The sequence below is a fragment of the Providencia sp. PROV061 genome (assembly GCF_011045655.1).
Classification (GTDB): Bacteria; Pseudomonadota; Gammaproteobacteria; order Enterobacterales; family Enterobacteriaceae; genus Providencia; species Providencia hangzhouensis.
Map to the genome: position 1 here is coordinate 4,161,388 of NZ_CP042861.1, position 12,204 is coordinate 4,173,591.

Here is a 12,204-nt window from a genome sequence, read left to right on the forward strand (position 1 = left end):
AGTGGTACGCAAAGAGCGATGAGTGCTCCTTAACCATAGAAGATAACAATATGATGAATAACATGATGAAAAACAAATTGATGAACAAAAAAAACGCCCATAAAGCAGTATTCGCATTGGCTGGTGTTGTGTTGATTTCAACAACGCTATCTTCTGCTCAAGCGGCAGTTGCCTTAGACAGAACTCGAGCGATTATTACGGGAGACGAAAAATCGATCAGTTTAAACATCAGCAACGAAAACAAACAATTACCTTATCTCGCTCAAGGTTGGGTGGAAAATGAGAAAGGTGAAAAAATAAGCGACCCATTTACGGTATTGCCACCGGTACAGCGTGTTGAGCCGGGGGCAAAAAGCCAAATCAAAATCCAAGCTCTGCCAAGTGCCGCTTCTCTGCCGCAAGACAGAGAATCCGTGTATTACTTTAATTTGCGTGAGATTCCACCGAAAAGTGATAAACCCAATACGCTGCAACTGGCATTACAGACACGTATTAAATTGTTTTATCGACCAAAATCAATCATTCCAACACGTGAACAAATGGATAACCCATGGCAGGAAAAAGTGACTCTTACGCGTCAGGGTAACCAGTATACGATTAATAACCCAACTGCCTATTACGTTTCTTTTGTCGATGCAGTCCCCAACAAAAATGGACAGACAGTCGCAGGGTTTGAGCCCGTAATGGTTGCCCCCAAAAGCAGCAAAGCACTGAACGTCAGTGCAGACGCATTAGGTAATAAACCTGTGCTGACCTATATCAATGATTATGGTGGTCGCCCAACACTGTCGTTTACATGTCAGGGAAATAGCTGCCATGTGGTACCTGAAAAAAAATAGACTGATCTGAAATGCGCGATGAGATAGCAGGAGAATATCATGGCAAACACAAGCAGGATGCTCCGTTATGTGGGCTTAGGAAGTTTAGCGCTGAATTTATTCAGTAGCATGGCGATGGGAACAGCCCTAAATAAAGTTGATAGCTGGGATGTAGATGGTTCACATGGCACGCTATATGTCCATGGAGCTTTGACGGAAAGTGCTTGTCGTTTAGCAATGTCATCAGCATATCAAACTATTAATTTAGGTACTGTGGGTACAGGACAGCTTCAGCATGTTGGGCAAACTGGTAACCCTGTTGCGATTGAACTGCGTTTAGAAGATTGTCTAAGTGGTGAAAGTCGCAGCCGCACTGCACAGGGGAATCTTTTGTGGAGCCAACAAATGCCGTCAATGAAGATCCGCTTTTTGGCTCCTATAGATACCCAAGACCCGCGCTTGGCAGCTGTTATCGGTGTTCAGGGGATTGGCCTGCAATTAAGTGATGCAGCGCGTTCACCAATTAACTTAGGTGAGTACAGTACACCACAATTGGTTTCACCTGGGCAAAACCAATTAACTTACTATGTAACGCCAGTACGTACCTCTGCTCAACTAAATGCTGGAGCTTATCAGGCGTTAATTAGATTCCAGGTAAGTTATGAATAGGGGCATGGAGATGAGAGGAGCTTATTTTCTTACGATATGCTTTAAAGCACTTGTCCTAGTTGGGGTAATTCTCTTTGGTGCTCTGATTTCACTCAGCTTTTCTTACAAAGCTATCGCTGCAAATCTCAGCACTAATATCCAAATTCGTGTGACGGTATACGGTGAGCCGGAATGTACCCTTGGCGGTGCAACAACGACTTCTGTAGATTTTGGCGATATACATCAGGCAAAGATTGACGGTGCTTATGGGCGCTCACCTATCAATTACAACTTGATATGTAATGGCTTATATAAGAATACATTAAAGATGACGCTGAGATGGACTGATAGGCAAATTAATGGTGAGTCATCCGTGACGACCAATCTCCCGAATTTAGGTATTGCCATTTACCGTGATGGAACCCGACTCAGCAATGGCGCGACACTCAATTTTAATTATGGGAATTCGCCTGCTTTGTATGCCGTCCCCGTTAAACCTACAGGGGTAAACTTAACATCAGGTGGGGATTTTACGGGCAATCTCACGATGGTATTGGATTACCAATAGGATGATATCAATGAAATTATTCCGTTATCTTCTCTCGGTCTGCATGATGCTTAGCCTGTTTAGCCAAAGCCAAGCATCAACACTTGGTATCCAGCTAAAAGGTCGATTATTGGTGACACCGCCCGAGTGTATTTTGAATAATAACCAACAAGAAACTATACATTTTGGCGATATATTGCTTCCACGCATTGATGGAGTTCAATACAAGCGTACTGTACCGATGAGACTCAGCTGCACAAATCTAGCGAAAAACGCTATAAAGCTCACGCTTGTCGGCGATGGAACATCATTTAATAGCAATGGCGCATTGAAAACGAGTAACCCAAAACTCGGTCTTTCCTTTTATGTGAACAATGCTAAGCAAGTTATTAACCAGCCTTTCAATGTGTTATATACAGCGCTGCCAACCTTAGAGGTTGCCCCAGTAAAAAACAGTAATGCCAATTTTACGAATACCGATGGCGGATTTTTTACAGCACTGGCAACACTGAAAATTGAGTATCAGTGAGAATGATTATGTGGAATAACAATCAAATTAAGCATTGGATGGCAGGATTTATAATGGTGATGTCCATATCTTCAGCGCAAGCAAATTGGGCATTTGATGGCACGCTAATTATTCCTCCTGTTTGCCAATTAAGCCATGACGACCCAATAAAAGTTTCATTCGGTAAAGTGGGTGTACGAAAAATCAACGGTACCGCCTTCAAGCAATCTATTCCTTTTCAATTAAATTGTGTTGGCGATATGACACAACCGTGGGATATCAGCTTGATATTCGGAGGAACACCTGCAGGAAGTGGATTTGATAATGCGACATTAAGAACAGTGACACCGTTGAATAATGGCAAATTAGGAATTCAAATTCAAAAAAATGGCCAACCTCAACCATTGAATGAAGCCTTTTTGATTAATGCGGCTTCATTACCATCCCTTTCAGCCGTTCCTGTCATGCGTTCAGGAAGCGAACTTGTAGGGGATAATTTTACTGCATCAGGCACGTTAACCATTATTTTTGAATAGGAGGCGGCAGTCATAACTATGAATATTAAACGTAATATGAGCTTTGCCTTTAGCTTATGGTTTTTGGGTGCCACTGCGGCTTTTTCTGCAGATGTGGAGTTTGATGGCACGCTAATTGAAGATGCTTGTGACGTTTATCCGGGCGACGAATCGATTGAATTAGATTTCGGTACGATAGTGGATAAATACCTGTATCTAAATACTCAAACAAATAGCCAACCTTTTACCATTCGCTTAATCAATTGCGATTTAGCATTAGGCCATGAAGTGAAAGTCACATTTATTGGCGCAGAAAGTTCAGCTTTACCTGGTTTATTGGCATTAGATGCAGGAAGCCAAGCAACTGGCGTGGCTGTTGGTATTGAAAGTATTTCCGGTGCGGCAATCAAAATTAATAGTGGCAGTTATACCCAAGGGTTATATACCGGAAATAATAATGACCTAAGATTTCAAGCGTATGTGAGAGCTGAGCCAGTTGCATTGCAAAATAAATCAATTGTGCTCGGTTCATGGGCTGCGAGTGCCACGTTCAAATTAGATTATGAGTAAATCATTATGTATGCGAAAAAAGCAAAAATATACGGAATGTTAAATACAAGCCGTTTGAGTATTTTATTATTAATCATCGCATTAGCGTCTCTATTTCCTTCTCGCCCAGCCAATGCGATTGCGTATGTAATGCCTGTGAGTATGACCTCTGGAGCCTGGCCTCGTGTTGAGATGGACATTCTTTCTTGGAGTGAAGCAAGTGGTGTCACTAACCCTTGTTATGGGTCAACAGAATGCTGGGTAGGCCCTGATGTTCTGTATGCATCTGGTGCGCCGTCGTTGAGTGGCTCTTGCTTAGATTATGGTAACTGCATTCGAATTAACCAGTATCGAACAGCGGAAGAAGTCGCAGCGGCTTTTCGTAGTGCAAAAGGAATTCCTTATCGTGCATCGTTTGTCATTGATAGCCCAAATGCAACTTGTATTGGGTTATTTTATGTCAACCATAAACCAACCCCGGGAGTTAGGAATGCAATCCAATGGCCAGGTAGCGTTTGTGGTAAAATTCCACCTACAAATCAAACATGTAGTATTTCTTTGCCTTCTTTTGTTAATCACGGGGCGCTCAGTAACACGAGTTTAAATGGTAAAACAAACTCAGTTTCTGGCAATATCACTTGTACACAGGCGACAAATATCAACTTATTTGCTCGCTCAACCACGGGTGAGCGTTATGTATATTTAAATTCGACTTCTAACTTTTATTCAAATCCATTAATTAATAATCAAAATGGCTGGAATGGCGCGAACATGAATATTTCTGGAAACAATGCGGCGAATTCATTTACATTCACTTCTGAATTGCATGCATCAGGAACGGTAACGCCTGGATATTACACAGGAAATGCAGTCGTCATTATTGCATTTAATTAGTTAATCAAAGCCTTCGAACCCAATTCACTAACTTGGTAGTTTAGCAGCGTATTTTTAAATAGAATACGCTGCTTTTATGAATATTAATAAGCTGTAACCTTTTCATTTCAATAATATTTCTAACCCGATAGAAAACTTGAAACCCACTAGCACCGCAAAGTAAATAACCAGTGCATTGCTGGTACTCGATGTGGCACTCTCACTTCACCAAAGGTATATCTGCAAGCTAAACTATTTGGCAAATTTAGCGAAAAAACCAGCAACCACATGATATAATTTGAGTTTAGAATTAAAAGTCCTAACGATATAAACTCGCCTGAACCGGACGGTACCCCTAATGTAATAAAAAGCCAATCATAGCTATGTATTACCGATTCAAATGTGACAATACATAGCTACCAATGCTAAATTATAAAAAGAACATGCAATCGAAAAATCTTATATTAAGTCAAATGTAAAAATTGAGTTTCTGCTGACACTCCGATTAATTCAATACTCTGAATAGGGGTAAGTGTGTGAAAAGCTCCTTTTTCATGATAAACTTATATTGAAAATATAAAGAGTTAGGTTGATTCAGACTTAGTATACAAATAAGCTCAATACTGGATTTTAGTCATGAAAGAAATCAAAAAAATGTCAGATAAAGACTTTGTTGATACACTAATACAAGAGTGGCTGGAAACCGTCCCTACATTAGACTTGAGTGGTTTACCTATTATCGCCCGCATAGTACGCATGAGCCATTATATTTCTCAATTTATTGATGCCAATCTCGCTCGTTATAATCTAAATGTGGGTGAGTTTGAGGTACTAGCAGCACTTGCTAGGAATCCTGATCGTCAGCTTTCACCAAAAGAACTTCAAAAAAAAATCCTTATTTCCTCCGGTGGGTTATCTAACCGAATTAATCGATTAGAAGAAAAGAAATTTATTGTTAGAATTCCAGATCCTGCGGATAGACGTGGTGTGATTGTAAAAATAACACCAGAGGGACGAAAGCTAACCCTTGAAGCTGTGGAAACTCACGTCGCGATTGAAAAATCATTAGTTCAAGGATTAGATGACGAAAATAAAGATCAACTCGCAATGCTACTGAAAAAACTTATTCAATCACAAAAATCTGAGCTCAACGAAAAAAATGGGGCTTAATAAAAAACCCCAAAGTTGGAATAAACCTCAGGGTGCAGCTCACATTGAGCTGTCTTCATTTTGCCTTAATCACTTTAGTTAGGTTTTTTACTGACCCGTCCCTCAGACTTTAAAACTAACCATAACCCAGCCAAAATCAAACATAGCCCTACTATAGCAAACATATTAACATTTTCATGGGCAACAACGATCGCCAGGAAAAATGCCACAATTGGTTCAATTAAACCCAATGCCACTCCTGTTGGAGCACTAATATGTTTCAAAGCTTGAGTATATAAAAGATAAGCCACTCCAGTTGTTAATAATCCAAGATAAAATATGACTGCAATGCTCACCCAACTGACAGTTGGCGTTCCCGCTAGTATCCAAGCAATTGGAACCGCGATAAATATAGCAATACTGAATGTATGCTTAGTAATGGTTAATGGAGAATCAATGCTAACCAATTTCTTACTCATCAACGTATAAAGTGCATAGCAAAAGCCAGCACTTAAACAAATAAGTAAGCCCCCCATATTGATTTGCCAACTGCTACTTTGAGAAAGAACCATCCATGTCCCTCCAGCCGTCGCACAAAAAGTTCCAAGCCACCAAAGTAAAGATGGGGATTTCTTGAGAAGAATCGCCTGCATTAAGCCAGCCCAAATAGGTGCGCTACCAATAGTTGTTGCTGTACCAATGGCAATCCCTGTCGCCTTTATACCTGCAAAAAACGTTAAGTTATATAACCCCATACAAATACCTGCGATAGTAATATATCGCCAATATCTCCTTGACCTATTCGAAGAATTTTCGCTTTGCTGTCGCTCATTTATTTTTAGTGATTGGCGGCTTGCACCACGATAAAAAAACAACAGATGGAAGAAAAAACACGCAACAAGCAATCTAAATGCACCAATCCAGTAAGGTGCTGTTGCACCCTGTACAAAGCTTTGAGCCGTCCCCGCAGTACCCCATAAAAAAGCGGCACTTAGCGCTAGTGTGATACCCACTAAAGATACTTTTCTCATCGTCATTGAACTTTTACCACCATTTCAATAAAAATATATCTTCACATTAAGATACTTCATAAGAAGATACAAGTTGGATTAGATTCAAGGTGAAAGAAAAGTAATTGTTCATGATAAAAATCAATTATAGTACGTTTTTTGATTGATATTAAAAAGCGAATTACTAATATTGATATATCTTCTTATGAAGATACTTCCAATAAAGAAATAATAATGAGAGGCAGCTATGACTGTTATATTTATCAGTGTAATAGTGTTGATACTGGCGGGTTATGCAATTGCGAAGAACTACGAAGCAAAGATTGTATTGTTCACTGCTGGTATTGCGCTGATGCTCAGCGCAGCAATGTTAGGGATGCCCATTTTAGATATAAAACAAAGTACAGGGAATATTTGGCTTGATCCACTAAAACAAATACAGCTAGGGTTTATAAAACAGTTTGGTGGCGCAGGGATCATAATCATGGTCCTATTTGGTTTTTCTTCTTATATGTCACGCATTGGTGCAAACGATGCAGCCGTTCATTTAGTCGCAAAACCTATTTCAAAAATTCGTTCTCCTTATATCCTAGTCCCAATCGTTTTTTGGTTAGGAAACTTACTATCATTAGTGATCCCCAGCGCAGCTTCATTAGCCGTTATTTTAATGGCGACCTTATATCCAATATTGAGAGCTGCCAAAATGTCATCAATGACAGCGGCAGGTATTATTGCAACTACGGCGACAATTATGCCAACACCACTAGGGGGTGATAATGTTGTTGCGGCTCGATTACTGGGTTTTGAACATGTTGTCGACTACGTCACGTTACACCATGCTGTTGTCTCACTTCCTGTTTTATTATTAATGGGATTTGCACACTATTTTTGGCAAAAGTATATGGATAAGCGCCAAGGTGCATCCGCATTTACTGAAGTTGATGAAAGTAAACTCGAAGGTAATAAAGAACTACCCCCTGCTTACTACGCCTTATTTCCGCTCGTTCCACTTATTCTAATTATCGTTTTAGGACTCTGTTTTCGAGAAATCAAAGTGGGGCTTGTTGAAATCACACTCTTCTCTTTTATTCTTGCATTTGCCACTGAACTTATCCGTAAAGGCAATCCAAAAGAACAAATGGTTCAAGCTGGGCTTTTTTTTAAAGGCATGGGTGAAGGCTTTTCTCAAGTTGTTGTTCTGATTGTTGCCGCAGGTACGCTTGTTGCTGGCCTTAATGCTATTGGCATCATCGATATGATTTCGGGCGTGGTCAAAAACGTGAATAATGCAGGCGTTGGATTAATGTTTATTTTCTCCGGCTTAACAGCATTAATCACCTTTATTAGCGGTAGTGGTAACGCGGTATTTTATTCTTTCATTGAATTAATTCCATCTATAGCGAATCAAGCCCATGTTGATCCAATTATGGTTGCTCTTCCAATGCAATTTACGTCTAACTTAGTTCGAGCAATCTCTCCAGTCTCAGCTGTCGTCATTATTGTCGCATCGGTTATCAAAGTGAGTCCTGTTGAAGTAGTGAAAAGAACCTCTGTACCTTTAGCGGTAGGCACGATAGCAACGTTAATTTATGCATATTTTCTGTATGCGTAGAATGGGTTATTAAAAGGAAAATAAAAATGACTACAATAGATAATGCCTCATTAGTTACGTGGCGACGTCAATTCCACCGTTACCCAGAAACGGGTTGGGGGGAGTTTTATACCACGGCGACCTTAATTAAAATACTTGAAGAAATGGGGCACCACGTATTAACAGGGGAGCAGATCATCAACCCTGATTTTATTCGTGGGCGCAATCCATCCATTGTTGAAAAAGCCAAGCACGCAGCCAAAGAACGTGGAGTCGATGATGCGCTACTCGAAAGGATCGGCGACTACACAGGATGTGCAGCAATCTTTGATACCGGACGGCCGGGGCCCACTATCGCATTTCGTTTTGATATTGATTGTGTCAATGTACAAGAAACCGATACGGCAGAGCACATTCCAAATCAAGAAGGATTTAACTCTACTAATCAAGGCTATATGCATGCTTGTGGCCATGATGGGCACATGGCTATCGGCCTCGGTGTCGCAAAATGGTTGATGGAAAATAAAAATAGTTCACTAAAAGGTGTTATTAAACTCATTTTCCAGCCAGCTGAAGAAGGTGTACGCGGAGCAAAACCTATCGCCGAAAGTGGCATTCTAGATGATGTTGATTACTTTGCTTGCGGGCATCTTGGCTGTGATATCCCAAGTGGAGTGATTGTAGCCGCACCGGAACGTTACCTTTCGACATTAAAAATGGATCTACGTTTTAAAGGTAAAGCCGCGCACGCAGGTATGGAGCCACATGCCGGAAAAAATGCATTACTCGCCGCTTGTAACGCGACTATCCAGATTTTAAGCCTACCTACCCATGGTGAAGGAATGACCCGCGCTAATGTCGGGGTATTAAATGCAGGAGAAGGCCGTAATGTGATCCCTTCATACGCACAAATGCAAATTGAAGTACGTGGCGAAAATGAAAAAATTAACAATTACATGACCGAAGAAGCCTTAAGGCGTGCACGTGGTGTAGCACTCAGCTTTGATGTTGAACTCGAAACTGAGGTCATGGGGGAAGCCGTTGATTTCATTCCTGACGATGAAATGACTGACTATATCACCGAAGTAGCCCAAACTATTCCAGCCGTAAAAAAAGTACAGCGCACCATGAATTTTAATGGCAGTGATGATGCCACACTGTTGATTAAACGCGTACAAGCTCATGGCGGAAAGGCCGCTTATTTTGTGATTGGATCTGATATCAAAGCTGGCCACCATCAAGCCAAATTTGATATCGATGAAGAACAGCTATTCACTGGTTTTTCAATCTTTACAGGGTTACTACAACGTTTATCCGTATAAAAACAGCAAATCAATATAAGCCAATTATGAAACCTTATAGCTGATGATGTTATAAGGTTTTTTTAAGGAAATATGATGAAAAAGACATTATTAAATACACTACTTTCTAGCCTGATCTTATATACCTCTGTTTCACTCGCAGCTGATGCCATTAAACCCAACGTAACTATTTTAGCCACTGGGGGGACCATCGCAGGAAGCTCCAAATCCAACCTTGATACCACCGACTATAAAGCGGGCTCACTGGGTATTAATGTGTTAATCAATGCCGTGCCAGAAATCAACGATGTTGCTATCGTCAAAGGAGAACAGATTTCTAACACCATCAGCGGCAATATTAGCAGCGAGATCCTATTAAATCTCAGTAAACGTGTTAATCATTTACTGAATGAAGGAAAACAACAAGGCGTCGTTATCACCCATGGGACGGATACAATTGAAGAAACAGCGTTCTTCTTAGAGTTAACCACCCAAAATAAACAGCCTATCGTTATTGTCGGAGCCATGAGACCAGCAACCGCTATCAGTGCAGATGGCCCAATGAATCTGCTTGAAAGCGTCGTACTTGCTGCGGATAAGAAAGCTGAAAATCGCGGAGTCATGGTAGTTTTAAACGACCGCATTGGTTCTGCTTTTTATACCACCAAAGCAAACTCAACCACTCCTGATGCATTTAAATCTTATGAACCTGGCTATCTTGGAGTCTTTGTCAGTGGAAAACCCAAATTCTACTATACCCCTGCACAGCCTGTTGACCGTACTTTTTTCGATGTTAGTAAGGTAGATAAACTCCCTAATGTCGAAATTATTTATGCCTACCAAGACCAGACCCCAGTTATGCTTCATGCCGCTATCAATAACGGAGCCAAAGGGATTATTGTTGCGGGCAGTGGTAATGGAAATGTCTCAAGTAACATGGAGGAGGCAATTAAGCAGCTCAGTGACAAAGGTATTCCTGTTGTGATGGCAACCCGAACAGGCTCTGGCTATGTGAGTAGTAAATCATTTGCTATCGGGTCTGGCTTTTTAAACCCACAAAAGTCTCGCATTCTCTTACAACTCGCCCTTGCAACTGGTGCCAATCTTAAACAAATATCGAATTACTTTGATAGCCAACGTTAATTAAATATCTTCATTATTAAAGGCGTCTAGAATATAGACGCCTTTTTAGCATTCATCATACTTATTTCTAGGATAATAAATAAATTATAAAAATAAGTTTATTATATAGATAATAAATATTCAGATAGCGTTAGTGCCCCACTTAGTTAAATGGTTAATATTTGAATAATTAAAATTTGGCTTTATTTTATTACTATTTTTAAATATTGGCTTTCTTTGCTAGTAGATAATAAATAATTGCTGTAATCGGAAATGCAATAAAGAATGCAAAATTATAACCTATCATACCTGATACCAACCCAATCACTAGCGCAGTAATACCCGGTTTTCGCCAGTTAGGAATATCATCGCTGTACAGGTTTTCTAAATTAAGATGACATTTACGAATAAGGTAATAATGTACTAGCATAATCGCCAATATGGGAGCGAGTATTGCAGAGAAAATCATTTGCACATAATCAAGGTAGCTTAATAATAACCATGGCATCATTAAAATACTAATCAACCCAACTAGCCATGTCGCTTTTGCAAAAGTTAATTTAGGGAAGAAATTAAGCATAATTAATGTTGCGGGAAAAATATTCGCACAGGTATTGACGGTCCATTGTGCAAATACAATGATAATACAGCTAATAATTAATATGGTTGCGTTATCAGCAAAAGCAATTTGTAGCATCCCAATAGGGTTATCGCTTTTCGTCAGATAAGCACTAATCAACCCTGCAAGAGTGAGCAATAAGCCTGTACCAACAAACCCAAGCCCAAAACAAAAGATAGTGCGTTTATTACGAGCAAAGAAGCTACTTGATGCACTGTTTTCAGGTAATTTTAGCTTTCTGGTTAAGTCACTGCCATTTAGAGCTTCAGATAACCATCCTCCACTAAAGATAGCAATAACAGTAATAAAGCTGAACCCGGTTCCTTCTAATGGAGAAGCCGTCACAATATCGGGTAAAGAAATTTGGTGTTCTTGTAATAACCAAGCAACCAATGACACCAATCCGCATGCCAAAATGGGGACTGCCAATGTGCCAAACTTACTCATACTGTCTACGTTACGGCTTGCATTGAATAGCTGTAAGGATGCATAAGTGATGAATATCACCCAAAACATGGAAACCCCAGTGACAATTTCGATAATCGCATTAATCGCCTGTGTCCCTAAAAATAAAATCACACCGCACCATGTTAAACAGACGATGGCTCGACATATCGCACCAATTTTCGCCCCTTGTTTTCCTAAGCAGTCGCGAATAAAAATGGTGAAAGGAACACCGTAACGTGTACCGATATCACCAGTTAACGTAATTAACACGGTGACTAATAAAAAACCGAAAAAACAAGCAATTAACACTTCAATAGGGGAATATCCTCCTCTTAAAAGTACTTGAGCGGGGATCACCAACCCCACAACGTTGATCACCATCGATGAACAAAGCACCAGCAAGTCGCGCGTCTTTAACGTTCTGTCTTTTTCCTGTGTAGGTAGCAATTCCTGATTGGCTTTAGCAAGCAATTCCTGTGAAATATTTTGTCCATTATTCATGAGTCT

The 12,204-nt window shown here is 40.2% G+C and carries 13 protein-coding genes; 11 read left to right on the forward strand and 2 right to left on the reverse strand.

The window, feature by feature from the left end:
- Positions 1-50 precede the first annotated feature (50 nt).
- The 8 genes from FVA72_RS19225 to FVA72_RS19260 all read left to right on the forward strand — a co-directional run bounded on the left by FVA72_RS19225 (position 51) and on the right by FVA72_RS19260 (position 5,628).
- Positions 51-839, forward strand: coding sequence for a fimbria/pilus periplasmic chaperone (locus tag FVA72_RS19225; RefSeq protein WP_036958076.1), 789 nt, complete (start codon positions 51-53; stop codon positions 837-839).
- 39 nt (positions 840-878) lie between these two features.
- Positions 879-1,487 (forward strand): fimbrial protein, encoded by a 609-nt coding sequence (locus FVA72_RS19230; protein ID WP_004259635.1) that lies wholly within the window; start codon positions 879-881, stop codon positions 1,485-1,487.
- Positions 1,488-1,497: 10 nt separating this feature from the next.
- Positions 1,498-2,034: a fimbrial protein gene (locus FVA72_RS19235; protein WP_228677414.1), complete on the forward strand. Its 537-nt coding sequence runs from the start codon at positions 1,498-1,500 to the stop codon at positions 2,032-2,034.
- Positions 2,035-2,044: 10 nt separating this feature from the next.
- Entirely contained in the window at positions 2,045-2,542 is a 498-nt protein-coding gene (locus FVA72_RS19240; RefSeq protein WP_243154724.1) for a fimbrial protein, read from the forward strand.
- A gap of 2 nt (positions 2,543-2,544) precedes the next feature.
- Positions 2,545-3,057: a fimbrial protein gene (locus FVA72_RS19245; RefSeq protein WP_004259643.1), complete on the forward strand. Its 513-nt coding sequence runs from the start codon at positions 2,545-2,547 to the stop codon at positions 3,055-3,057.
- Positions 3,058-3,075: 18 nt separating this feature from the next.
- The gene (locus FVA72_RS19250; RefSeq protein WP_110591110.1) at positions 3,076-3,606 is read left to right on the forward strand and encodes a fimbrial protein; all 531 of its coding nucleotides are present in this window, start codon (positions 3,076-3,078) and stop codon (positions 3,604-3,606) included.
- 6 nt (positions 3,607-3,612) lie between these two features.
- Complete coding sequence (locus FVA72_RS19255; protein ID WP_004259647.1) at positions 3,613-4,479, forward strand: MrpH family fimbial adhesin; 867 nt, start codon at positions 3,613-3,615, stop codon at positions 4,477-4,479.
- A 615-nt stretch (positions 4,480-5,094) separates the two neighbouring features.
- Positions 5,095-5,628, forward strand: coding sequence for a MarR family winged helix-turn-helix transcriptional regulator (locus FVA72_RS19260; protein ID WP_004259653.1), 534 nt, complete (start codon positions 5,095-5,097; stop codon positions 5,626-5,628).
- A 74-nt stretch (positions 5,629-5,702) separates the two neighbouring features.
- Here FVA72_RS19260 and FVA72_RS19265 read toward each other — a convergent pair whose 3' ends face one another.
- Positions 5,703-6,644 (reverse strand): DMT family transporter, encoded by a 942-nt coding sequence (locus tag FVA72_RS19265; protein WP_110591109.1) that lies wholly within the window; start codon positions 6,642-6,644, stop codon positions 5,703-5,705.
- 220 nt (positions 6,645-6,864) lie between these two features.
- Between FVA72_RS19265 and dcuC the strand changes: the two genes are divergently transcribed.
- The 3 genes from dcuC (at position 6,865) to FVA72_RS19280 (ending at position 10,652) form a co-directional block, all read left to right on the forward strand.
- Complete coding sequence (gene dcuC / locus FVA72_RS19270) at positions 6,865-8,229, forward strand: C4-dicarboxylate transporter DcuC (protein ID WP_004259659.1); 1,365 nt, start codon at positions 6,865-6,867, stop codon at positions 8,227-8,229.
- Positions 8,230-8,255: 26 nt separating this feature from the next.
- Complete coding sequence (locus FVA72_RS19275) at positions 8,256-9,530, forward strand: amidohydrolase (RefSeq protein WP_004259661.1); 1,275 nt, start codon at positions 8,256-8,258, stop codon at positions 9,528-9,530.
- Positions 9,531-9,602: 72 nt separating this feature from the next.
- Positions 9,603-10,652 carry an asparaginase gene (locus FVA72_RS19280; RefSeq protein WP_110591108.1) on the forward strand — a complete coding sequence of 350 codons (1,050 nt, stop codon included), beginning with the start codon at positions 9,603-9,605 and terminating at the stop codon, positions 10,650-10,652.
- 199 nt (positions 10,653-10,851) lie between these two features.
- Here FVA72_RS19280 and FVA72_RS19285 read toward each other — a convergent pair whose 3' ends face one another.
- The gene (locus tag FVA72_RS19285) at positions 10,852-12,198 is read right to left on the reverse strand and encodes a cytosine permease (protein ID WP_004259669.1); all 1,347 of its coding nucleotides are present in this window, start codon (positions 12,196-12,198) and stop codon (positions 10,852-10,854) included.
- Positions 12,199-12,204: the final 6 nt, after the last annotated feature.

Coding starts and splice junctions, on each gene's coding strand:
- FVA72_RS19225 (WP_036958076.1), top strand. CDS start 51: ATGATGAATAACATGATGAAAAACAAATTGATGAACAAAAAAAACGCC.
- FVA72_RS19230 (WP_004259635.1), top strand. CDS start 879: ATGGCAAACACAAGCAGGATGCTCCGTTATGTGGGCTTAGGAAGTTTA.
- FVA72_RS19235 (WP_228677414.1), top strand. CDS start 1,498: ATGAGAGGAGCTTATTTTCTTACGATATGCTTTAAAGCACTTGTCCTA.
- FVA72_RS19240 (WP_243154724.1), top strand. CDS start 2,045: ATGAAATTATTCCGTTATCTTCTCTCGGTCTGCATGATGCTTAGCCTG.
- FVA72_RS19245 (WP_004259643.1), top strand. CDS start 2,545: ATGATTATGTGGAATAACAATCAAATTAAGCATTGGATGGCAGGATTT.
- FVA72_RS19250 (WP_110591110.1), top strand. CDS start 3,076: ATGAATATTAAACGTAATATGAGCTTTGCCTTTAGCTTATGGTTTTTG.
- FVA72_RS19255 (WP_004259647.1), top strand. CDS start 3,613: ATGTATGCGAAAAAAGCAAAAATATACGGAATGTTAAATACAAGCCGT.
- FVA72_RS19260 (WP_004259653.1), top strand. CDS start 5,095: ATGAAAGAAATCAAAAAAATGTCAGATAAAGACTTTGTTGATACACTA.
- FVA72_RS19265 (WP_110591109.1), bottom strand. CDS start 6,644: ATGACGATGAGAAAAGTATCTTTAGTGGGTATCACACTAGCGCTAAGT.
- dcuC (WP_004259659.1), top strand. CDS start 6,865: ATGACTGTTATATTTATCAGTGTAATAGTGTTGATACTGGCGGGTTAT.
- FVA72_RS19275 (WP_004259661.1), top strand. CDS start 8,256: ATGACTACAATAGATAATGCCTCATTAGTTACGTGGCGACGTCAATTC.
- FVA72_RS19280 (WP_110591108.1), top strand. CDS start 9,603: ATGATGAAAAAGACATTATTAAATACACTACTTTCTAGCCTGATCTTA.
- FVA72_RS19285 (WP_004259669.1), bottom strand. CDS start 12,198: ATGAATAATGGACAAAATATTTCACAGGAATTGCTTGCTAAAGCCAAT.